This window comes from Bradyrhizobium sp. CW1, from assembly GCF_023100665.1.
GTDB lineage: Bacteria > Pseudomonadota > Alphaproteobacteria > Rhizobiales > Xanthobacteraceae > Bradyrhizobium > Bradyrhizobium canariense_D.
In genome coordinates this window covers 6,918,917-6,941,773 of record NZ_CP064684.1, presented here as the reverse complement: position 1 = coordinate 6,941,773, position 22,857 = coordinate 6,918,917, and the positions used below count along the sequence as shown (strand labels likewise).

Here is a 22,857-nt window from a genome sequence, read left to right as displayed (position 1 = left end):
TTTGCTCGAGATCAGAGCCAGCGATTGGATGGGAGGACGGTGGGTGGTTTCCATAGCCGAGCATGGCGGGACGACTTCTTCTGCAACCAGCCCATCGTGGAATCGTTGACCGCGATCGTATGATGGCTTGCATGCAAAAAAAGCCCGGCCTCATTTTGGAAGCCGGGCGAAGTCAGTCTGGGAGGAGCGACGCTGCTACACATCGCACCGACCGTCGGCAAGGGAGAGTTGCCGCCGGCTCATTTGCGGCGAGCGTTCGCCGCAAATTCGAAATAGGATAAGATCGTTATGCCATCACCCCACACGCTAGGAGTAGGTTACATTTGTTTGTTAGAGTTCGCGATTTCATTTCAAGATTGTACAATGTGACGTTACGTGCGATTCAAGTCCTTTCAACGAAATGATCGCAGAAAGATCTCCAAGCTTTTGGCTCCCCGGAAGTAGCCAGGTCCGTGCGTAACGTACTATCCATTCTGTCCCACCGGTGGGGCCTGCCACGTGAAGGCGCTGCGCCGGCCCGCTGCGTATGATCCGTCCCTCCGATCACCAGGATCTGGTCGACTCGGCGGCAGAGACAACAACCTTTCAACGTTGTCGCTTTTCAAACGGCACTGCTCAGAATAGGGCTCTGATGACGGTCAGCTCACCAATTCGACTCGGCCGGTGTCGAGCCGATAAAGACCCCCGACGACTTTCAGCCTATTCTGCTCAATTGCTATATTTAGAATCGGAGCTGCCGATTTGAGCTTATTGACATTGTCGATTACATTTTGCCGGATCGCATTTGCGAGTGCATCCCCGCTTTCCTGGGAAGACGCTTTTACCGCGGGCGCAAGTGCGGCGGCGAGAGATGGAATGTGCCCAGGCAAAGGCTTGCCCTCTCTTAAAGACTCGATCGTAGCACCGACGGCGCCGCAGCGATCGTGGCCAAGTACCATGACCACCGGGGTTTTTAGCACGGCCACCGCATATTCAATGCTGGCTAGCATTTCATCGTTGGCGAAATTACCAGCGACACGGCAGACGAACAGATCGCCAAGTCCGCTATTGAAAACATGTTCGGGTGCAATACGTGAATCGGCGCAGGTTAGGACCGCTGCATATGGATTTTGCCCGCTGATTAAAGCTTCGCGCTCCTGCCTGAAATCGTCGAGTCGTGATAGGCCATGCACGTAGCGCGCATTGCTTTCCATTAGTCGCTTCAGCGAAGCGTCCGGCGTGAGAAGGTTGTCCGGTTTTGGCGGCGCTGTTGCCTCCATGGCGCCGGCAATCCTACCGCCCAGCAGGATGCCCGCCGCCGAAGCCGTGAACAGCATTAGCGAACGGCGAGACGGCGTCATCGGATAAGGCAGGATCGGTAGGCAGTCTTCACACATGTTCCCCTCTTCGAGTGCTGCTCTACGCCGTCCCGTGGCTTCGGGCTTGGCCTCGCTGCGGAACCAGCGCTACCCAGCGCCTTGCCTATGGAGGTGCACCAACTCAGTTGCACAGATGTGTTCGCCCTAGCGCCTCTCGCTTTGCTTGATGACAGCGCGATGGGCGTTATCCAAAATGGCTCCGAGAAGGAGTTCTAAAGTGTCATTACGGCGGCCTGATCAGGATTTCGAGACAACGTCACCGCCTTCCAAACAGCCGTTCTTCGGGCGGCATGCGCTTCACTAGATTGGGAGGAGTGGAGTGAACGCGGAGCCGCGCGAACGGCCTTAGCGCCGGGATCCCCATGTGCGCACGCACGGTGAGCACGAACGAACTGGGCATCCTGGTCGCTAGTGCTCCTCAGGTAATGTAGCCCGACCGAAGTTGTCATCGGCGCCTGCCCAATGGGATGCCTATCACATTGCGACGCAGCTAAGAACGGCTCAAGCCTCATTCCAATTTCTAGACGAACTGCGCGCCGTCCCGCGGTGCGCGTGGTGCAGCGGTTTAGGTCCAGTATGACGTTCGGAGTATTGCCGGTCTGCAAGGCACTGAGCACCTCAGCGTACTTCGGTGAGGGCTCTTCGGCCTTGACCATCGTGCTGACGCTAACGGCCAACAGTAAGGACACTAGGAGTGGCGGGCGTCTGCCATTGCAAAGCATATTCTCTTCTTCCTCCACGGAGCAGGCGCGAAGAAGTCAAGTTGCTCGATGGCATGCAAGCATGTGCCCTAACCGTTCTCAAGTGCTTCGAAGGGAATCTAACGTCACAAACTCGTATGTAAGACTGTGCACGGTTGGCGGTCCGCCGAATTAATTCAGGTGCCGAACACCTGCCTTCGGCGGTAGCCGGCGCAAACGAAGTCGTTTCGTGCGCCAACGCAGCGGTGCCAAGATCAAGCGCGTGTCGAAAGGCGAATCGCGCCATGCTCGAGACCTTTGATTATGCACGCTTGTTGACCTTGGCACCCTGTCAGCATCGGACCACCAGAGACTCGGGAAATCACGGCCGTCGTTGCCAGCCGGTAAGACCAACCTCTCCCTGGGTCGCCGCCTCGATTTCGCAGGTCGGTGAGTAGCGAACTACCATTGGTGGCGGCTCTTAATGAACAATCAAGAGACGTTGCCCTGACGGTTTTGACGAAAGCCGAGAGCCTGTGCTTGATTCCGTGAAGCCAGTTCTTGTTCTCACCCGAGGAACCTGCGCAGGTGATTGGGTATGTGCGCCTAAGGGTGCGTTGCGCTTGCAAATAATTATGGTCGATCCCGCGGAGTGCGAGTCACTTCGTGCAATGCCTGCGAATTGCGAGAACGACCTGCCGTTTCGGCGGGCTCGTCACTGACCCTCCGCATGATGACGCGCCGTGCTGACATGTGCTCGCGCTCGCTGCACCAAGCCGCGGCAAATTCTCCGCGCGAGAGCCTTCCTTGAGCACGTGCCGTTGCAAGCCAGGCGCGCCATAATGCTTCTAGCGCGATTACGGACCGATCTGTGAAACGCCAGCGCAGGGCACCTCTGTTCCATCGGCGAGAAGCGTAAAGCGCATCACAATACTTGAAGCTAACACCACATTGTCAGGTTTGAGCCAACGGGCGCGACCGGCGACTGGAGGAGCTCCATTTTTCAGGCGGCACCCTGCTTGCTTCGTTTGGACTGGCGGGCACGGTCCACGCATGTCCGCTGTCGAGACCGAATGTACCTCTTCTGTCTGCTTCCGGCCCAGCTCGCTCGCGTGAGCCGGGCGGCCCACCCAGTCCAGGATCACTCCCGGCTCCTTGCCGCCGTGTTGCTCTCGCTGACGTGTCTGTCCTCCACGGCGGTTCTCCAGAAGTCGGCCCCTGCGGCCCTTCCTTTGGCTCCAGGAAATCGAAGAGCCGCGCGCACTGGCTTGGGCCCGCGCCGAGAATGACAAGACGCTCGGCGTGCTCCAATCAGATCCGTGCAATCGCCGCTTCTTTGAGGAGGCGCTCAGCATGCTTCAGGCCAAAGACCGGATTTGGTATGTTTCGTTGGAACGGGGGGATCGCAGCAATATCAGGACAAGAATCACATGCGCGGCATCTGGGCGCGTACCAGGCTTGACAGCTAGCGCGGCCAGGACCCGCACCTACTTTCTGGTACGTCCGAAGAACGCGAGGTTCGGAGCGGAGATCCGAACTCTTTACAATGGTTATGGCGGAGTCCTCGCCACCCTCCTGCCATCCTTTGCCGGAGCGACGGGCCGGCTCTGGCCCGAGCAGGGCAGTGCATATGTCGTCGCGAACCTGCGGGGCGGCGGCAAGTTTGGGCCGCGCTGGCACGAGGCGGCCCAGGCGGCAACGAAGCGGCGGGCATGGATGATTTCATCGCCTTTGCGGAGGACTTAATCCGTCGGAAAGTCACCTCTCCGCGCCGATGGGCGTGGTCGGCGGCAGCGACGGAGGTCTGCTGGTGGGCACCGCGATTACTCAGCGCCGGGACCGCTTCAACGCAGCGATCGTGCAGGTGGCGCTGTTCGACATGTTTCGGTTCACCAAGTTCGCGCAGGCTCCTCCTACATCGGCGAATACGGCGATCCCGCCATCCCGAGCAGCGCGGCTGGATCGAGACCAACTCACCCTGTCAGAAGCGTGTCCTGGGCAAGACCTACCCGGTCCCGTTCATTCTCACTTCCAACAAGGACGATCGCGTGCATCCGGCCCACGGCCGCAAGGCAGCCGCCAGGCTTGCGGCGCTCGGCCAGCCCCATTACTGCTATGAAAATATCGATGGCGGGCATAGCGCGGCCGCCAATCTCATGGGATACGCGCGCCGGCTGGCACCCGAATAGACCTATGCATCCAGGCGGCTTGTGGATTGAGTGCGGTTGACGAGTGAGTTCGTTAAGGTCGCCAGTGCAAATAGCGGGAGCGCATAGCGCGAGATCAGAACAACGAACTGAAAAAGCCGCGAGCAAAAAAATGACCCCCGGCATTTTTCTGCCGGGGATCGCATTTTGAGAGAGTTGGATCAGAAGTCCATGCCGCCCATGCCGCCCATGCCGCCCATGCCGCCGCCCGGAGGCATCGCCGGACCGGCGCCGCCCTTCTTGGGCAGCTCGGCGACCATGGCTTCCGTGGTGATCAGCAGAGCCGCAACCGAGGCTGCGTTCTGAATCGCGGTGCGGACCACCTTGGTCGGGTCGATGATGCCCTTGCTGACCAGGTTGCCATACTCGCCCGTCTGCGAGTCGAAGCCGTAGGCGTATTGCTCCTTCTCCAGGACCTTGCCGACGATCACCGAGCCGTCTTCACCGGCGTTGATCGCGATCTGGCGGGCGGGCGCGGAGAGCGCCTTGCGCACGATCTCGACGCCGGTCTTCTGGTCGTCGTTCTTGGTGCGCAGGCCCTTGAGCTGCTCGGAGGCACGGAGCAGGGCGACGCCGCCGCCCGGGACAATGCCTTCTTCCACAGCCGCGCGGGTCGCATGCATCGCGTCATCAACGCGATCCTTGCGCTCCTTCACCTCGACCTCCGTCGCGCCGCCGACGCGGATCACCGCGACGCCGCCTGCGAGCTTGGCAAGACGCTCCTGGAGCTTCTCACGGTCGTAGTCCGAGGTGGTTTCCTCGATCTGCGCCTTGATCTGAGCCACGCGCGCTTCGATGTCGGCCTTCTTGCCGGCGCCGTTGACGATCGTGGTGTTCTCCTTGTCGATCATCACCTTCTTGGCGCGACCGAGCATGTTGAGCGTGACGTTCTCGAGCTTGATGCCGAGATCTTCCGAGATCGCCTGGCCACCGGTCAGGATTGCGATGTCCTGCAGCATGGCCTTGCGGCGATCGCCGAAGCCCGGAGCCTTGACGGCCGCGACCTTCAGGCCGCCACGCAGACGGTTCACGACCAGGGTGGCAAGCGCTTCGCCTTCGACGTCCTCGGCGACGATGACCAGCGGCTTGCCGGTCTGCACCACGGCCTCGAGCAGCGGCAGCAACTCGTTCAGCGAGGAGAGCTTCTTCTCGTTGATGAGGATGTAGGCGTCGTCCATCTCAACGCGCATCTTGTCGGCGTTGGTGACGAAGTAGGGCGAGATGTAGCCGCGGTCGAACTGCATGCCCTCGACGACGTCGAGCTCGGTCTCGAGCGACTTGGCTTCCTCGACGGTGATGACACCCTCGTTGCCGACCTTCTTCATGGCGTCGGCGAGGAACTTGCCGATCTCCGCGTCACCGTTGGCCGAGATGGTGCCGACCTGGGCGATCTCGTCGTTCGAGGTGACCTTCTTGGAGTTCTTGACCAGGTCCGCAACGACGGCTTCGACCGCGAGGTCGATACCGCGCTTCAGGTCCATCGGGTTCATGCCGGCGGCAACCGACTTGGCGCCTTCACGAACGATCGCAGCCGCGAGCACGGTTGCGGTGGTGGTGCCGTCGCCGGCCGCATCGGCGGACTTGGAGGCGACTTCGCGCACCATCTGCGCGCCCATGTTCTCGAACTTGTCCTCGAGCTCGATCTCCTTGGCGACGGTGACGCCGTCCTTGGTGATGCGGGGAGCGCCGAACGACTTGTCGAGCACGACGTTGCGGCCCTTCGGACCGAGCGTGACCTTCACCGCGTTGTTGAGAATTTCGACGCCGCGCAACATGCGGTCGCGGGCGTCTACGCCGAACTTGACTTCTTTGGCTGACATGTGGGTCTTCCTGAATGTTTTACTTGGTCTCACCCTTTACGACGCCCAGCAGGGCTCCTCAGGATGAGCGGTGCGAGCGATGGTTTAGGCGGCCTTCTTCTTGGCGGACGCGTCCGTGAGAACGCCCAGGATGTCGCTCTCTTTCATGATCAGCAGGTCGACGTTGTCGATCTTGACCTCGGTGCCGGACCACTTGCCGAACAGGACGCGGTCGCCGACCAGGACGTCGATCGGGATCAGCTTGCCGCTCTCGTCGCGGCCGCCGGGGCCGACGGCGATGACTTCACCTTGCGAAGGCTTTTCCTTGGCAGTGTCCGGAATGATGATGCCGCCAGCGGTCTTTTCTTCTGCGTCAATGCGCTTGACCACGACGCGGTCGTGAAGCGGACGGAATTCCATGCAGATCTCCTAAGCATTTACTTCAGTTGAAGATTTCCCGATTGCTAGCAATCGTGGCCCGCGAGTGCCAACGCAGGCGCAGCTGAAATAGGACCGATTTTTTGGGGAACAAGTGTTTGTAGCAGGAAAAATCCGCTGGGCGGCGGATCTCTGTGGGGGCTGCCCCAGATCACTTTCTCCGCTTGCCGCCGAGCACCCGACCTTCTTCTGAGTGAGTCGTGCGGCTCTGCGTCTCAACCCAATCTCGCCTAACAGTTCAATTCCTCTGCCCTAAATTCGAGCTGGTAAAGGACCGCCGATCTGGTGCGGGCTCAAATGCGAATCGTCGGCTGACTTCGTTCTAAGATCGGGATGCGTTTAGAACCTGACGCAGAGGTCGCGAATTGGGGTATCGCTCCGCTTGATCCATGATCCGATACTCAGTACGTCGAGGCGAGGCAACACTGGCTGCGCGAGCTAGCGCAGGAATGTGCTCAGATCGTTCGGCACCGCTTCCAGTTTCAGATCACCTTTGCGCGCCGAAGTCGCTGCTGGACGGCTCGCCCGTGCTCCAGACAGCGAGCGCGCCGATGTCCCCGGCTTGCGCGAAAGGCCTCTGCCAGCATCGCGACAGGTCTATATGCGCGAACAGCTCGCCGAACTGTCCCGCGACCATGACCTGGCAACCGTAGAACTAAATGCTGAAGCGATGGGCGAGCTGCGAAGACGCCGGTGGCGGCGTGCTGATCAATACCGGAGCCAGCGTAGGTGTGGATCTCGACAGGAACAAGAGCTGGCACGAAATCTCCGCCCGGTCGCCCCTGGTGCGCTTGTCGGCGCCTGGTGAACAGCAGGCTGTAAGCCACCCCGTACCGGCGCGCGAGGCCGCAGACCGTCTCGCAAGCCTGCAAATGGCGAACCTGCTCGTCGCAGCTCCGTCGCCAACGACGTTCGGCGCCCTATCGCTACGTGACCTCAAAGCTAAACTTCAAACTACACAAGACGGCCGCCGCCGGGCGCCGCCGGAGGGATACGGACTCCGAAACTAGTCAGGTGAATCTAAGTTCGCCCCAGGTCCGCCAGGCCTTGTAGCAGAGCCGTCTGGTCTGCGGACTTGGTCGGCGTGATGTGGACATGATAATGCGGCCCTAACGACGTAATCGGGCGGCTCTTATACCTGCGGTCACGACAAGCGCTCTCCTTCAACAAGCCCTAGCGCTCATTTGCCTGCCTTGTGCTTCGAGCGCGTCTTTAGCTTTGGAGCTTGATAGGATTCATCTTGGACATCGTACACATACTGTGGCGCCTCGGATTACATGCGACACAGCCGCATTGTCCGAAAATTTCACACGATAAGCTATCTGAGGGGCTTGAATCGCACCCTACGTCAAGATGTAAGGTGTCGAAATGGGCGGTGACAGACTTCGGCACCCGAAGCCCGTCCCAACGAGCAACATACAGTGCGAATGTCCCAAATCCGAGGCTCACGCAAGGCGAGCCCGGTCATCGACGAGTGCCGTGAAGCTCCCTGTGTCTGGGTCACAGCAACGCGCGTCCGGCAGATGCGTTTGGCTCACCGTCGGATCGTAAGACGCCGCTCACACGTAAGTAGAGCGGCTGATTTGCCTGTGAGCGACGCGAGATGGTGGCCCTCAAACCTGCATCTCAATGCTAGAAGGAAGCTGATGCTTCGTGGCAAGTGCGAACGGCTACGTGGTGCGGTACCGGAAGTTGAAGCGTTCTCCCGTTCCCGGCAATGGGAGTGGGAAGCCGTTCAACATCAACTCTCCGACTGTGAACGCCAGCGGTACTTCGAAGCGATTTAGCAGGTATGCCGGGCGTCGGTCCGAACCGCGGTTCATGTTGGGGCTATCATGTGAGACGCGAGTGAGGCTGGCATTCTGGTTGAATACTATCGCGAGCTAGCGAGGGTTCGTAGCATTCGAGCGTCGCCATCACTATGACGGCGCATGACCCACTTTGGCCGGATGCCCGGGTCGAGTGCTTTGAAAGAGGCGCGCGTCGCGCCACGGATCCACAACGGTGAAAAAGCGGCTGATCACAAAACAGAACCGGCTTGGCCGAGCGCGGTATTTCCTGCCCAGGTCATTTTTATCTATCCAATGAATGACGCGGGTTACTCCCGGGAAGAGCCGGGTGCGGGAAAGCCGGCTCCCGGGTCTGTGAGGGCAAAGCCAAATGGCCGAGCTACTCGACCGCGATCGTCAGACTAGGGTACGTGACTGGCGGCATGGACGCGGTCAGCCGCGGCACAAAGCCATCTTGGTGCCCGCCGCGTGCTGCCCACACTGTTGCGCCACAAAACCAGAAACCCACGCATTCCGAAGAATTCCCCAGCAATTCCATCGCAATTTGAAACGGCTGACACCTGATGGGCTTGCTCTAAGCTCGCCGCGAAAATGCCGCCGCGTTCAATGCAGGCTGTTAGGCTTGCAAGTCGAAAAGATAGGCCCACTCAGTCGCCAATCGATATTCCTTGTATTTCGAGTAAGTCTGCGAACCGGGTGGTCACGCTTGAAAAATGCACCGCGTGCGTATGATGTCCTTGTGGCGGTAAGACGTGGCCCCGCTACGATGCCGATCTCACGATGCCAGCCCATACACCGGTAAATTCCGGCATAGGGGAGCCGTGGCTCCTGGCTCATGATCCTGGTTAAGTGGCTCGCTGTTAGACTCGCGCAGATAATGCCCGTTCTTATAGATCGCGATTCGTCATCTCTCAGTCGGCTAGCTTTAACTTTGCCTGTAGCCATCGGTTCGGGCGCAGAGTTGATCTGAGAAGCTAGCTGAGCCCGCCTTCTGCGAGCGTGCTTGTTTATCTTTCGACAGCGCTCCCGGCAGATTGCCGCTGGTGCGGAGGAGCCCGCGCCATCGCGAGTGTACTTAGAGCTATGGACGCGATCGTATCGTGCGTGTTTTCGTTGCCCGTGCAGCGTTAATGCGCCGAGTGCCTGTTGGCGCTGGAAAACATCGATTCGTTGCACGAGCAGAGTCGTGTGGACGCTGAAGCGGAATGATCTTTCCCGATATCTTTGTGCGCATGACCAATTAGTTTCGCATAGACGCTCTTGACCGTCATCTACTACGGCGGCAACGAGAGCCAATATAGATCGAGAGAAAGAATGATGGATGTGATTGATCAAGCGAACGGTTCGGAGTTGCCGCCCGTCTTGCAGACGTCATCAAGACGCCTTCCGTGGGTTGTTGGATTTGTCGCCATCTTCATCGGGCTATGCGTTGGGGGTCAATTTTACCGGCCCCATATCGACCGAATGATCGAGGCGCTAGTGGCACGTGAAGTCGTCCCAATGCCGGCGTTGTCACCTGAAGACAAAGCGGCCCTTTCGGAGATTCGGTCGGGGCAACAGCAGGCGAGCGAGGAGATTTCAGCGCTCAACCGCAACATCGATGCGCAGCAAGCCGATTTGAAACGCATGTTAGATCAAATCGCAGCCCTGACCTCAAGAATTGAGTCTCTGCAGAACATTGCTGCGCATCTTCCTGCAGATATTCGTGCGCCAGTAGCCCAGGCCGCTTCAAAGCCAACTACAAGAGCCACTCGCCCGCCTAAAGCAGAAGGGCCCGTTTCCCTCGGGGGCGCGCCGCTGGGTTCTTGAGCCGGAGACGGACCGCCGATGATCCAGTGATGAAGCGTCGAGCCTGCCGGACATGGCGTCACTGAGAGGATGCAAGTCGAACTAGGAGCGAAGATTGCGGTGCTCACGTTCGGTCCTCCCAGGCGCGTTCGGTGAGGAGGACGAGAATGCGGCTCAACCGGTCGAGTCCGAGATCCCTTGTATGGCTCGGGTCTGCGAGGGCAGCCATGGCACCCGCCAGGCCCGCTGCACCGGACGGCGTGGTGGCAAGGCCATCGTGGGCGGAGAGTACGCGGACAGCATCCACCAATTCCGCCTCGGGCACGGTGATGGCGCGAGCGCCGTGACGCCTGAGCACCGCAACGGCGGCCGCACTCGCCTGGCCGCAGGAGAGCATCTCCGCGGATGTTCGGAGATCGCCCATCACCCGAATCGGGCGACCGGCCGCGAGCGCGGGCGCGAGACACGCTGCGGTTTCCGGCTCGACCGTCACGATGCAGCCCGGAGATGCCAGCCAGCCCGAGAGACCCTCGGCGATGGCAGCGGCGAGTCCGCCGACCCCAGCTTGTATAAAGACGTGTGTCGGACGCCCAAGGCCGGCGAAATCCACCTGATCACGGATTTCCGCCGCCGTGACGCCGTACCCCGCCATGACGTCGCAAACGATGGGGTCGTTCGGATCGTCGGTCGTGTCGGCGACAAGAATGCCGGCGCCTTGGCAGGCCGCGGCTGCGGCCGCATCAACTGCATTGTCGTAGGTGCCCGGCACCCATACGATCTCGGCACCCTGATTCTCGATGCGGCGCGCGCGCGCTTTCGGCACGCCCTCGTGCAGGAACACGCGGGCAGGCGCCCCGGCAAAGCGCGCGGCGGCAGCTACCGCGAGCCCATGATTGCCGTCACTGGCGCAGACCAGGGTCGGCTGCCCCTTAGGTCGGGCCGCGAGAAGGTCGGCCAACTGCATGCGCGAGGCCCGGGCGAGCGCGCGCAGCCCGGCATAGGTGCCACCAAGCGACTTGAAACTGCCGAGCATGCGGCGGCCCTCGTCTTTCGCTAGCACCTGCGCCACTCCGAGCCCCTCCGCAAGCGCCGGAAGGTTCAGGAGTGGCGTCGGCGCGTATGCGGGATCGAGGCGGCCAAGCTCGGCTGCGATCGCATTGACTGGTGAAGAGGAGGTGCTGTTCATGCGTTGATCTTGCCCGCTACAGGTGACGGCTGCTGCTGGACCGTTGCACAGCAACTATTTGCGTCGATCATAATCAGCTGTATTTGCGAGCACCACCCTCGACGACTTCGATCGCGCGCTTTTCGCGGAGGCCCCTTTCGCGCTCGAGTCCGCCTACGCCTTAAATTGCGCATTTGCGCAATGATCTGAGAGGTTTATCGGCAGGAAGTCTCTTGAAGCCGTAAGAAGCTTGCGAGCAGCACGTGCCCTCGTTGCAGTATCGCGATCTTGCTGTACTATCCTATCGGGACCTTGCCTCGGACTTCACAATCCAGCCTTGGATCCATCACACTCAAGGAAGACGCTTTACAAGAAAATAAAGAAACTGCGGATACTGGAATAGCCTACGATCATGTCTTGCGAATAGGTTGTTTTGAAGCCGTCGCATGCAAAAGCGAGAATTTTGGTGTGGACGACCCCTGTTGGTCAAGCCGGACTAATTCCATCTCGTCGCGAATCCTCAACTCAAGAGCCCCTTCGGGCAAATGCACAATACCTTTGAGATGCGAACCAAGTCTTCTCTCTGCCACTGTGACCTCAGAATCACTGACAGCAGCAAACAAGTTATTGAATCCCAAGCTAGCAAACCATTCCATACGCCGAAGTTCAAGCTCCAGTCCGGTGTTAACCCGCATGGTAGCCGAAGGCTGCTCGATGATAGATGCAGGTGGAAAATTTACGACACCGCAAATTCTCGCCTCTTTTAATAAATCGGCAAAATCCTCCCAACAGGCGAAGGAATCGATCATTACCATTGCTGCGTAGGCATGAATGAACGTTTGCTTGCCGAGGCTGCGCAAATCGCGCAAAAGGCAGTCATTCCAGTCAATGACAGGCAAGGTCGCCATCACCAGCATGGAGCCTGCTGGAAGGCTTCGCAGGGACGGCGCGTAGATTTCGAAGGGCGCGCCATTAGGCGCAGCCGTTAAGTGTGTAGAAAGCTTGCAGATGACTTTTCCCATTCTTACGCCTCCGGCCGTATGGCCGATCTTATACACTGCTTTAGACCAGTTAGGTGTTTCGTCCTGGCGTTTGCTGGAGAGGATTAAGTTTGAATCGTGCTGGCTGGGAAATCCAGCATTGAAGACGTATTCGCAGGGTGTGAGGCCCTTCAGGGTCTCCGCCGCCGAGCTTAGTTTTAGGCGGTGAGAAAGTTGGCAAGGTGAGTTCCGAGCTGATCGTCTCGATCGTGATGGTAGCGTTGGACGGTCGCTTCCTTGATCGTGCGGTTCATGCGCTCGACCAGGCCATTGGTCCAGAGATGCTGATCTTCGCCAGCGATGTTCGCCCCCATTTTCTTGGCATCGCACAGAGTGCTCTCGTGCTCTCTTGACTATTCTGTATTGCTCGACGGGAGGTCGTCCCGTGTTCTGTTGATTTTCTGAAGAGGTTGGCGTTGCCCACCTTGAGCCGGTAGGCTCGGGGTGCTGATTCCACAAACGAGAGCAACGCCAAGACGGGAGATATCACACCGGCTGGTTCGCCGGCGACCGAGGCTTGTGGACGAAGCGTTCGCAGAAGTGCGGGCGAGCTTCGACCAGTCCTGCCTTGCGGCAGGGACGAGGCGCTCGGCACGATGATGGAGGCGGATGTCACGGCGGCCTGCGCGCCACGGTCGCGACGCGGCGCGGCGGGCGAACCGTTCGGGCCGAACGCGGGGACAGATCGGCTTCCACGGCGGCAAGATCGAGGCGAGCGCCCGCGGGTCCGGGATGTGACGGCCGCGAGGTGACGATCCCGAGCTGGAACCGGCAGCGCAGGAAGACCGGCTCGGTCGCTGGGCGATGAGCCTGACGCTGATCAATGTGTCGACGCGCCGGTTCGGTCGCGCTGTCCGGCTGCCCGAGGGTGACGTGCCGGCACCGCCCGGATCGCGGGTTTTCGAAGTCGGCGGCCTCGCGGAGGTTTGTGGCGATGTCGGCGGCGCGGCTGGCCGACTCCATGGCTGCCGATCTGTCCGCGCTCCACCTTCTGTCGAAATCGACGCGCTGCATCTCGGCGACGATCTCGTGCTGGTCGACGCGATCGGGGTTGACCGAAGGCAACAAGCATCCGCTCGCGCTGGTGGAAGGAGCGACCGAGAACGCCGCAACGGTTCAGGCCATGCTGGGCAACGTGGTCTCGCGCGGGCTCGCCCCGACAGTGCCAAGACTGTTCATCGTCGACGACGCCAAGGCGTTGTCGAAGAGATCCGCCGCACCTTCGGTCCGGCCGCCGCGATTCAGCGCTGCCAGATCCAGAAGGCGCGCAACCTCACGGAACGCCTGCCGAAAGAGCATCATGCGGCCACATGTCGCGTGCTCCGCCAGGCCTGGGAGCTCGATGCCGACAAGGCTGAAAAATTGATCCGCAATCTCGCGCGTCGACTCGACCAGCAATGGCCCGGCGTAGCGGCCACCATCCTCCAAGGCCTCGAGGAAATCCTGACTGTCGTCCGGTTGAAGGTGCCAACGCAGCTGCGTCGATCGCTCGCCTCTACCAAGATCGCCGAGAACATGATGGGCACCATTCGCCGCGTCACGCGCAACGTCAAGAGCTGGCAGGATGCCGGCGCGGCCTTGCGATGGGCTGCGGCCGGCATGATCGAGGCCAACAAGGGCTTCCGACGATTGAAGGCGCATAAGTAATTGGCGGTCTGGGTGCGGCCGTTCAAGCTTCACCACGATCGCATGACAATCAAGCCCGTTGCCCACGTCCGAGCGCCGCGCAACATCCATTCCGGCAACGTCGGCCCGACGTAGTTTAAGAGCGATCGGGACATCTCCCTCGACGGACTGCCTCCGACGTGGTGGCGCAGCCGTGTTAAACAGTCCCATAGCGCATGCTTCGAATCGTGCGACAAGAATGCACCAACAAAGCTTGGGATTAAACAACATCGGAGAACGTCGGGCGAGGCAAGGATCGATCTGGTCGCCACCGATCCTCGTTGCGGTTCGATAGGCCAAGAACTTATGGGTGAGACAAATGAGGTAGTGTCAGTTCGCCTTTACCCCCGGCAACTGCGTTGTTTAACTTGTGGGCGGTGGCAGCCAGGATCGGTACCGAAACAGCGCTCTCGCCCGCCAGACGCACTGCGCACCCAATATCCTTTGCAGAATTGGCAATTGAGACTGCCAGAACATCGGGTTTCTCGCCCAACAAAAAGGCCACGAAGGCTTGGAATATTCCACTATTAGTGGAACCGCGACTAACCAAGGAGCGGAGTGTTACAAGATCGATGCCAAGAGCGTTCGCGAATTGGCAGACCTCTGAGGCTACCGCCGCTATGCCCATAGTCATGCTGTTGTAAACAAGCTTGAGCTCATGACCTTGTCCGACATCTCCGACATGAAGAACGGTCTCACAAAAAGTAGCAAGAATGCCTTCAGCCACAGGAAAAAGCGTTTCGTTCGATCCAACAATCGCGTTGAGAAGGCCGAGCTCTGCTTGTTCAGGGCTCCGTGTTACTGGGGCATCTATAAAAGCGAGGCCGCGTTTTTGAGCCTGCTCCGCCAGTGCAACTGTCGAGCCAGGATAAGACGTGGTGCAGTCAATTATTAAACCTCCACGGGACATATGGACAAAAAGCCCGTCCTGCCCAAGACACACTGCCTCAACCTCCCTGCTTGATGGCAGGGATAACACCACCGCACTTACATGCGGCGCCAGCTCAGCGATGGAAGGATGCTCACGGGCGCCTGCCGCAGCCAATCGATCCGCACCGAAACGACTTTTGTTCGCTTTGATATGCAGCTCAACTTGGTGCCGCAACAGGCAGAGACCCATTCCGGTTCCCATGCGCCCGACGCCGATAAGGCCTATTTTCTGGTTCGCAGCTTTTGGACGTGCGTTGGGTAATAGCTCGGCGGTCATGATTTATGCATTCTGAAAGAAGCCGTGCCTTTGTAAGATCGGCGATAATTCATGATGGTTGTCAATCGTGTAGTCAGGATTCGCCGCGTGCAAGCACGAATCCGAAACAAAACCGCGGGTGACCCATACGCTTTGAGTCCGAGAATGGCGTGCAATGTCCATTTGGACGGCATATCGCCGATGATGAAGATTGACGCCGGCTCTAGGTTGTTCTTCTGCATGTACAGACGAAGCCGCTCTCCGTTGCCCATCAACTGGTATTGAGTGGTGCGGCTTTCAAAGGCGAGAACCTCGTTAATGTAGTTGTTGATTCCAAGTCGTCTCAATTGAGACCGGAGCGGGGCGACGATATGATTGCTCACGATGATGGACAAAGCTGCTTCGCGCCGCGCCAGCTCCAAGTGTCTATGTGGGCCTTCGCGCAGATCGGCCTTATCCGCAAGAGGTTCATAGGTCTCGTGAGAGGCGGCGCTCCCATCGCGATCCACCTCCGCAACCTCGTCCCGCGACATTCCGAGACTGCGATAAAGAAGTGATAGCAGAACATCGCAATGTTTCCGAAACGTGTCCATGTGGATCGTCGGACGACCAAAGCGGTCGAGAATGGCATTTGTCGTTTGGAGGAGCGCGTGCGCATCATCGAGCTGCGTTCCATTCCAATCAAAGACGAGGACGGGATTCATGAACTGACCTCAAGCGCGGATTGATTGCATACAAGGAAGATCGGCGGTTAGTTTGCGTAAGTTCCTGTCCGCGCGCTGCTGTCCCGCCGGGGTTGGCATCTCGAATGTAAAAGGTGACAAATCGAACTTCTCCAGTCTGCCGGGCAGCAACGATCCTAGCAGCGGGAAGGGCAGATACGTTGTCGTGGCTGCGTCGATCGATGCCGCGATATTGCTTTCGATTAGTCTGAGAACGTGGGGTTCCATCTTATGGAAGAGCATGCTTTGAGCACGCTGCTCGGACGGCAATCGCTTCCAAACCTGCCAGAATGCGAGCTCATCTAGTGTGTCGATGCCCATGCCGTAGTAGTTCGGAGCTACTATAGGCGGCGAACCGATCGCCCAATGCACGGCTTTGGCTCCAGCGGTAAGGAGCATACTCGTTACTGCTTGACTGGTATCGCCGCGAATGAGGGCTTCGTCGACAACTATTATGCTGGCCTTAGCAAGGTCGGTGTCCGACACGCGGTATTTTCGAGCTATGCGAGATTTTCGTCCGCCAGGTGTGCCGATGAGAGTCCGCTGAAGAAGTGTCGTCGCGACCACTTCACGACGCTCGGCCAACAGCCCGTATTCAGCTAGAGATGCAAACAGGCCATCGGCGTACGGGCCACCAGTATGCGGCATGGAGGAGACAATTGTGGGCGCAGGGCCCGCTTCCGCTTGCAGTCGACGCGCAACGAGTGCCCCCAAGACGACCCCGATGTTGTAGCGGGTTTCGAGATGTGACTGGCCTTCGATCGATGTGTTCGGACTGCCCAAGTAGAGAGCTTCGTAGGTGCAGAGCGTGGCTTTATGTCGTCCGTTGCTCACCGAGTGATCAACGCTGCACCCCGTTTTCCCGTCCACATACTTTATGTGGCCTGGCAAGATTTGCTGCGTATCACCCTCTAGAGCGGCAAAGGCACAATTTTCAGAAGCAAAGAGCAAAAACCCGTCATCTGTTTGCATAGCCTCCAATGGTCGCAAACCGGTCCGATTGCGATATGCAACGAGGTTTCCGTCTCCGTCCAAAAAAAGCGCGCTGATAGCGCCATCGATACGATCATCAATCTCTCGAAATACAGTTTTGTAATTAGCGGCTAGACCGTGGCGCCAATAATCTCGTTCGCAACAGCGTTCAATACACTTGAGCAAGAGCTCAGCATCTGTGTTGACGGTTGTTCGTTGTTGCTTCGAAAGGAATTCTCGTCTGAGTTCACGAGCATTGACCAAAGCGCCGTCCAGAGAAACTGCCAAATGGCGGTGGGTGCTCCCATTGTTTTGAATCGGCCGAATGTCACCGCCATCACTGAGTTCGCTGCACCGGCTACGGACATGAGCGATCGCAACATGAGGCCGAAAGCTTCGATCTTGTTCGCTGGGTTCAATGCGCACTGAACCGCTTGATGATAGAAGCGCTCTCCCATATCGAAAACCTTGCTTGTGCATGAAAGCGGCAACCCCGACCCCCGCCTGCCCACGAAGTGCAAGTTTCGGAATCATGTGCTTGAGCCGATCATAAGCAGTCGATGGTGAATGGCTTGAGGGGCATAGAAAGGCTGCAGCAACGCCGGACATACCTTTACCCCTCGTGTTAAACGCCGATGTTCCGGCTGGCATCACAGGCGAATGTACTTAGCCGAAAGAAGTTGCTCCGCTCTGTTTAAGCAAGCGCCATACCAGTCCTCAGGCGACCCGGCTCGCGCTGACGGAACGACGCAATTCGAGAAGCTTAAACAATTGGGCTGCCCGGGATGAGTTTGCGTGTCCGTGTCCCGACATGCTGACCGAATTGCGACGCCTTCGTCCGAAAGCCGCCAAGTGTCAATCGGCGTTCAAATTTGACCCCGTATCGGCGTCCAATTTTGACCCGTTCGAGCGGCGGGTTTTGGCGGTAGCGCTCGCACCGTCGGAGCTGGTCGGGGTTGCGGAGACGGTGCGAGCGCGGGTTGCGTGATCGTCGTCGCGGCTTTTGAAGCGCCAGCTGTCGTTGCCGGTCTCGACGATGTCGCAATGGTGGGTCAGGCGATCTAGAAGCGCGGTGGTCATTTTGGCGTCGCCGAAGACGCTGGGCCATTCACCGAACGCGAGATTGGTGGTGACGACGATGGACGTGCGCTCGTAGAGCCGGCTGACGAGGTGGAACAGGAGCTGGCCGCCGGATTGGGCGAACGGTAGATAACCGAGTTCGTCGAGGACGATGAAGTCCATCCGGGTCAAATGCTCGGCAATCCGACCTTGCCGTCCATTGCGGGTCTCGATCTCCAGACGGTTGACGAGGTCGACCACGTTGTAGAAGCGGCCGCGGGCACCGGATCGGATGCAGCTTCTGGCGATTGCGATGGCCATATGTGTTTTGCCGGTGCCGGTACCGCCGATCAGCACGGCGTTACGTTGCTGGGCGATGAAGCCGCCGCCGGCGAGATCATTGACCAGCGTCTGGTTGATGGGTGTGCCTTCGAACTGGAAGTCCTCGAGATCCTTGGCCAGCGGCAGCTTGGCGATGGTGAGCTGGTACTTAATCGAGCGGGCCTGCTTCTCGTTGATCTCGGCGTTGAGCAGGTCGCCGACAATGCGCTGGGGTTCGTGCTGGCGTTTGACAGCGGTCGCCATGATCTCGTCGAAGGCAGCCTTCATGCCGTAGAGTTTGAGCTCGCCCATGAGGTCGAAGAGTTGAGTACGTTCCATCAGATGGTTCTCCTGAGGTTGTCGTAACGGGCACAGTCGGCGATCGGGGCGTGGCGCAATGTCAGTGCGGCCGGGGTGAGAATGTTGGCTGGCGGCGCAGGATCACGCTGGCGGGCCAGGATGTTGAGCACGACATCGGCGGAATGAACGCCGTGAGCGATCGCCTCGGCGCAGGCTGCTTCGACGGCCGGCAAGCCGTCGGTCAGAACCGCGTTGAGGATATCGACCATCTGCCGGTTGCCATCGTCGGCACTGGTAAGCTTACGCCGCACACGTTCGATCGCAGCCGGAAGCACCCAGTCCTTGAAGGGAGCGCCGTTGCGCAAGGCACCGGGTTTGCGAGCCAGTACCGGCACGTAATGCCAGGGATCATAGGTCGTCTCGCCGCGGCCGAACGAGCGAGCATGCTCGGCAACGATGCGTCCGTCCTGACGGATCACAATGCGGTCGGCGTAGGCGTGAACCTCGACAGGCCGCCCGACAGCGTTGGCCGTGACCGAGTATTTATTGTTGTCGAACCGCACCAGACAGGTCGTCGAGACCGATGCCGGCACCGCGTGGAATCCGTCGAACCGGCCGGCATAGGGAACGAGCTTCGGCCGCTCGGCTTCGAACACCTCCCAGACCGTCTGTTCGGCCAGTTCTGGATGCCGGTGCGCCTTGGCGTAGGCGATGCACTTGTCCAGCAGCCACGCGTTCAACTCGTCGAGGGTTTTGAACCGCAGCCGCGGCGTGAAGAAGCGCTCCCGGACAAGCCCAACCTGGTTCTCGACCTGGCCCTTCTCCCAACCCGACGCTGGCGTGCAGGCAACCGGATCGACCAGGTAGTGGCTGCACATCTGCATGAAGCGGCGATTGTAGAGACGCCCTTTGCCGACGAAGATCGTCTCCACCGCCGTCTTCATGTTGTCGTAGATGCCGCGCACGCAGGTGCCCTTGAACAGGGCGAACGCCCGGTCGTGGGCGTCGAACACCATCTCCTGTGTCTCGCGCGGATAGCAACGCACGAACAGCATCCGGCTGTGGCAGAGCCGGACATGGGCGGCCTTCACCATCACCGTCACGCCATTGAGCAGGACGACCTCGTGGCTCCAGTCAAACTGGTAAGCTTCTCCGGGCGCAAAGCTAAGCGGGACGTAGGCAGCGGCCGTGGATTGTCCGCGCTCCTTGCTCCATCGCCTGGCGTAGCGCCGCACGGCGTCGTAACCGCCGTCATAGCCGCGCTCACGCAGCTCCTCGAACATCCGGATCAATGTCAGTTGCTCGCGAGCGGACTTGCCCGCGTTCCCTGACAACAACCCGTCGAGTTCTGCTGCCCATCGTCCCAGCTTCGGCCGCGGCTGGACAACACGCTCGTACTCGAATGAGGTCTCTCCCGATCTCAGCACCTTCCGGACTGTGTTCCGCGACACCTTCAGGTCACGGGCGATCTCCTTGATCGTCTTGCCCTTGATGAAGTGCTCGCGCCGTATCCGGGCGATTGTCTCCACGATCAGCATCCCCGACCACCTGCTTCATGACGAAGCAGGCAGCGCAACAGACCAACCTGTAGGGGGTCAATTTTGGACGCCGATCCCCCGGCTTAGGGGGTCAATATTGCAGGCCGAATGACAGTAACAGGCCATTCGATCCTGTCGTCTTGTGCATCTTCGGCAGCATCGGTCCCTTCGATGCAACATCCTCAGGCGGTGCCATGCCGACGACCACGCAATTGTGCGTCTGCCCGCACCGATCTTTGGGCGGAGCACTCTTCAACCATATCGACTTGCTCGAGATGGTGTCGCCACTCCGGAGATGCGTTCATGTTCGCGCGAGACGCGCCTTCGGACGCCAATCGCTCGTTTATGGAGCTTTCGTCCACAGTATGCCGTCGGCCCATACGTGCTCAACGCGTCCCCACTCGCAAGCCGCTGTGACATCCGGGAAGAACCCATGTCCATGCTGATTGGCACTCGTATTGCAAAGCAGCGGGATGCCCGTGAGCTTTTCGTATTCGACGAGAAGCTCGGCGACTTTGTGCTGAGAGGTCCTGCAAATCGTCTGCAACCGCGCAGATCCGTCGAGATGTACAACGGCCGGGATTTTGTCCCGCCACTCTGTTCGTGTCTGGTGATCGAAAAGCATGTAAGGGTCCGGCGTTCCGGGATTAAAAATATCTGGCGCACGATCCTCTAGGCATATCGGCGCTACTGGTCGGAAGTGTTCACGAAGTTTGATGTCGTTGAGATGATCCTTCATTTGCGGCGAAGTCGCGGCTGCAAGAATGCTTCTGCTGCCCAATGCCCGCGGTCCAAGCTCGGCGGGGCCTGCAAGGAAGATCACGGGCTGGTTGCTGGCCAGAATGGTTGCAAGTTCATGCATACTGCACGGCGCAGCCTCCCAATCGGGCGGCACATCGCTAGGCTGCAGGGCTGGACCACTATATACCGACCATTCCAGCGGCACGAAGCCTTTGTCCGCTACCATTGCGCAGCAAGCGGCACCGATCGCCGAGCCACTGTCATTCGGAAAAGGGGGTACCCAGACAGCATCGAACAGGCCTGACGCACGTAGTGCACTGTTCCATTTGATGTTGAGACCGCAGCCACCGGCTATGCACAAATTGCGCGACACAAAACGCGCATGCCGCTGCAAAGCATTCGCCATTTCGCCGATTAGCAGGCGCTCGAGGAAGCAATGAAACGATGCGAGCACATCTTGAGGTGCCGTGGCCTTCAACCGAAGCGTACTGGCATCGAAGAAGTCACGTACACTCGCAAGCGCCGATCCCATGCTCTCGATGTCCGTACGGAAAGCGGAAAGCTTCGTGTCCGCCGGAAAGCGCTCTTGGTAGAGTTCCTCAAAGACCGCGACGATGGTTTCACTAACACGCCCGAGGGCGATATAGGCCATCAGCTTGCCGGCAATGCCCAGGTTGAGCTTGCCGGCACCGCCTGGGTCCAGCTTGCCGGGATCGGCTAGATCCCAGCTTGCGCGGTTCGCTTGCTTGTAGGGTCCATAGTGAAGGCCCGCGGCCGCGTAGACGTGTCCAATAAGCGGGAATAGCGATTCGAGGAATCGTGCGCCCCCGCGTTCTATATGATAGAGACGCGGAAAGGTGCCGCCGTCCCACACGAGGCAAAAAGCGGGCTGTCCCGCCTTGGCAAAGGGGCTGGTGCAGTATGCGGAAGCCAGATGGGCTGTGACGTGCGGATAGCTCCTATAAGGAAAATCTCTGCCGTCGAGCCTGAGGCCAAGACCGTCGCGCGAGGTGAGAAGGCCCTCTGCATGGCGTTCAACATACGGCGCCCCTTTGAGAGTGATAGGTGTCGTTCCGCTGAGGACCTGGAATTGCGATTCCACTTTCCCTGCCCAGCCGTCGATGACGAACTGATCAACTTGCTGCGGATCTAGACCGTGTTCCGCCAAGGCGAGGACGATTGCATCAAGGTTGCCGATCGACTGATAACGCGGATTATTGCTCCGCTTCTCCTGCTCGCCGCAAAAAACAAGCCGGTTGTCCTCGACAAGAGCGATCGCTCCGTCGTGCGTCAGCTTGATACCGCAGATGCGCATAGTGCCTCCATATTTAACCCGGAAATTCGAGTGATTTGAAGATCAAGTCGGAGTCCGAGAGCATGCGAGCAAGCGGTCGTCGTGGCCGACTCATGTCCTGGGACTGCTCGTGTTCGATCTTGATCAACGTGTCATTCCGTATGTCGACGACTCGTTCGGCATCGGCAGCATGAGATAGCGCGGAGATCTGATTCTTAGATGCCGCGCGTAGCGCAGTGCATGATTTGCGCCAACCGCAATCGGAGCAAGCCAGCAGCAGACAGTCGAAGCATGTCGCCGATTTTCCTCATAGGTAATCTCGCTCGTGGCGTTTGCAGCGGATTCCCGGATCATGCGACGGGGCCCGTACACCCGTCTACAGGCCGGTCGCGATCGGCCGGAATGGGTGGTCTCGATCAATCGGAATGCCTGGTCGGCGTTCGGTATACACAGGTCGAAGTGGAGAGAGTGCCGCACGCGATCCCTGGACGGGCTGGAGGTGCGCTTTAAGTCTCCAATTGTCCGTCATCAGCGGCGCACCTGTCGAGTCCGTGTCGCTGCGCCGGCGAGTTCATCGTATTGCTCGGGCGTTGAAGCCGGCAAAGAATCAGGTTGTACCTTCGGAAGTTCTTGTCGAACAGATGCGGCGATGGTCGATTAAGTCGTAGCCCTCCCCCGCGGCATTCAACTCCAAAGACTTGGTCGTCCAAAACGAGTTCGAGCGGCAGCGTCGCGCGACAGCAACATCAATGAGAAGCCCCCGAGGTACTCAGGTTAGCGAAACAATCACACCT

General features: G+C 59.1%; 12 protein-coding genes and 3 pseudogenes. 3 read left to right on the top strand and 12 right to left on the bottom strand.

Features of this window, described 5'->3' with window-relative positions; translation table 11 throughout:
- Positions 1 to 638: 638 nt before the first annotated feature.
- On the bottom strand, positions 639 to 1,376 hold the full coding sequence (locus IVB54_RS33325) for a carbonic anhydrase (protein WP_247440346.1): 738 nt from the start codon (positions 1,374 to 1,376) through the stop codon (positions 639 to 641).
- A 2,436-nt stretch (positions 1,377 to 3,812) separates the two neighbouring features.
- On the opposite strand from IVB54_RS33325, the gene IVB54_RS33320 reads away from it, so the two are divergent.
- The gene (locus IVB54_RS33320) at positions 3,813 to 4,157 is read left to right on the top strand and encodes a prolyl oligopeptidase family serine peptidase (protein WP_247470283.1); all 345 of its coding nucleotides are present in this window, start codon (positions 3,813 to 3,815) and stop codon (positions 4,155 to 4,157) included.
- A gap of 249 nt (positions 4,158 to 4,406) precedes the next feature.
- On the opposite strand, the gene groL is transcribed toward IVB54_RS33320, so the two are convergent.
- Positions 4,407 to 6,065: a chaperonin GroEL gene (gene groL, locus IVB54_RS33315; RefSeq protein ID WP_247776820.1), complete on the bottom strand. Its 1,659-nt coding sequence runs from the start codon at positions 6,063 to 6,065 to the stop codon at positions 4,407 to 4,409.
- An 84-nt stretch (positions 6,066 to 6,149) separates the two neighbouring features.
- Positions 6,150 to 6,464: a co-chaperone GroES gene (locus tag IVB54_RS33310; protein WP_247282145.1), complete on the bottom strand. Its 315-nt coding sequence runs from the start codon at positions 6,462 to 6,464 to the stop codon at positions 6,150 to 6,152.
- Between the two features lie 3,122 nt (positions 6,465 to 9,586).
- Here IVB54_RS33310 and IVB54_RS33305 point away from each other — a divergent pair.
- On the top strand, positions 9,587 to 10,081 hold the full coding sequence (locus tag IVB54_RS33305) for a hypothetical protein (protein WP_247776819.1): 495 nt from the start codon (positions 9,587 to 9,589) through the stop codon (positions 10,079 to 10,081).
- A 103-nt stretch (positions 10,082 to 10,184) separates the two neighbouring features.
- Here the strand turns inward: IVB54_RS33305 and IVB54_RS33300 are convergent, their stop codons facing one another.
- From IVB54_RS33300 to IVB54_RS33290, 3 genes and pseudogenes are all read right to left on the bottom strand, one after another.
- Positions 10,185 to 11,246: a pyridoxal-phosphate dependent enzyme gene (locus IVB54_RS33300; RefSeq protein ID WP_247384641.1), complete on the bottom strand. Its 1,062-nt coding sequence runs from the start codon at positions 11,244 to 11,246 to the stop codon at positions 10,185 to 10,187.
- Positions 11,247 to 11,635: 389 nt separating this feature from the next.
- Positions 11,636 to 12,247, bottom strand: a complete 612-nt coding sequence (locus IVB54_RS33295) for a hypothetical protein (protein WP_247396072.1) — start codon at positions 12,245 to 12,247, stop codon at positions 11,636 to 11,638.
- 49 nt (positions 12,248 to 12,296) lie between these two features.
- Positions 12,297 to 12,549: pseudogene (locus tag IVB54_RS33290) on the bottom strand (integrase core domain-containing protein); the annotation flags it as partial.
- 201 nt (positions 12,550 to 12,750) lie between these two features.
- Between IVB54_RS33290 and IVB54_RS33285 the strand changes: the two are divergent.
- Positions 12,751 to 14,026, top strand: a pseudogene (locus IVB54_RS33285) (transposase).
- Positions 14,027 to 14,234: 208 nt separating this feature from the next.
- On the opposite strand, the gene IVB54_RS33280 reads toward IVB54_RS33285, so the two are convergent.
- The 6 genes and pseudogenes from IVB54_RS33280 to nodU all read right to left on the bottom strand — a co-directional run bounded on the left by IVB54_RS33280 (position 14,235) and on the right by nodU (position 22,084).
- A complete protein-coding gene (locus tag IVB54_RS33280) occupies positions 14,235 to 15,137 on the bottom strand; it encodes an NAD(P)-dependent oxidoreductase (protein WP_247396070.1) in 903 nt (300 codons plus the stop codon).
- Positions 15,134 to 15,820: an HAD hydrolase-like protein gene (locus tag IVB54_RS33275; RefSeq protein WP_247455554.1), complete on the bottom strand. Its 687-nt coding sequence runs from the start codon at positions 15,818 to 15,820 to the stop codon at positions 15,134 to 15,136. Before IVB54_RS33275 ends, IVB54_RS33280 begins: the two co-directional genes overlap by 4 nt.
- A 9-nt stretch (positions 15,821 to 15,829) precedes the next feature.
- Positions 15,830 to 17,419 (bottom strand): hypothetical protein, encoded by a 1,590-nt coding sequence (locus IVB54_RS33270; protein WP_247776817.1) that lies wholly within the window; start codon positions 17,417 to 17,419, stop codon positions 15,830 to 15,832.
- A gap of 246 nt (positions 17,420 to 17,665) precedes the next feature.
- Entirely contained in the window at positions 17,666 to 18,529 is an 864-nt protein-coding gene (gene istB / locus IVB54_RS33265; RefSeq protein WP_346658622.1) for an IS21-like element helper ATPase IstB, read from the bottom strand.
- Positions 18,530 to 18,537: 8 nt separating this feature from the next.
- Positions 18,538 to 20,028: pseudogene (istA, locus tag IVB54_RS33260) on the bottom strand (IS21 family transposase); the annotation flags it as partial.
- Positions 20,029 to 20,371: 343 nt separating this feature from the next.
- A complete protein-coding gene (gene nodU, locus IVB54_RS33255) occupies positions 20,372 to 22,084 on the bottom strand; it encodes a nodulation protein NodU (RefSeq protein WP_247776816.1) in 1,713 nt (570 codons plus the stop codon).
- Between the last annotated feature and the right edge of the window lie 773 nt (positions 22,085 to 22,857).

What these genes read in the sequence shown, in the direction of transcription:
- IVB54_RS33295 (WP_247396072.1), bottom strand. Translation starts at nt 12,247, where the DNA reads ATGGGAAAAGTCATCTGCAAGCTTTCTACACACTTAACGGCTGCGCCT.
- IVB54_RS33310 (WP_247282145.1), bottom strand. Translation starts at nt 6,464, where the DNA reads ATGGAATTCCGTCCGCTTCACGACCGCGTCGTGGTCAAGCGCATTGAC.
- groL (WP_247776820.1), bottom strand. Translation starts at nt 6,065, where the DNA reads ATGTCAGCCAAAGAAGTCAAGTTCGGCGTAGACGCCCGCGACCGCATG.
- IVB54_RS33270 (WP_247776817.1), bottom strand. Translation starts at nt 17,419, where the DNA reads ATGTCCGGCGTTGCTGCAGCCTTTCTATGCCCCTCAAGCCATTCACCA.
- IVB54_RS33320 (WP_247470283.1), top strand. Translation starts at nt 3,813, where the DNA reads ATGGGCGTGGTCGGCGGCAGCGACGGAGGTCTGCTGGTGGGCACCGCG.
- IVB54_RS33305 (WP_247776819.1), top strand. Translation starts at nt 9,587, where the DNA reads ATGATGGATGTGATTGATCAAGCGAACGGTTCGGAGTTGCCGCCCGTC.
- IVB54_RS33300 (WP_247384641.1), bottom strand. Translation starts at nt 11,246, where the DNA reads ATGAACAGCACCTCCTCTTCACCAGTCAATGCGATCGCAGCCGAGCTT.
- IVB54_RS33325 (WP_247440346.1), bottom strand. Translation starts at nt 1,376, where the DNA reads ATGTGTGAAGACTGCCTACCGATCCTGCCTTATCCGATGACGCCGTCT.
- nodU (WP_247776816.1), bottom strand. Translation starts at nt 22,084, where the DNA reads ATGCGCATCTGCGGTATCAAGCTGACGCACGACGGAGCGATCGCTCTT.
- IVB54_RS33275 (WP_247455554.1), bottom strand. Translation starts at nt 15,820, where the DNA reads ATGAATCCCGTCCTCGTCTTTGATTGGAATGGAACGCAGCTCGATGAT.
- IVB54_RS33280 (WP_247396070.1), bottom strand. Translation starts at nt 15,137, where the DNA reads ATGACCGCCGAGCTATTACCCAACGCACGTCCAAAAGCTGCGAACCAG.
- istB (WP_346658622.1), bottom strand. Translation starts at nt 18,529, where the DNA reads ATGGAACGTACTCAACTCTTCGACCTCATGGGCGAGCTCAAACTCTAC.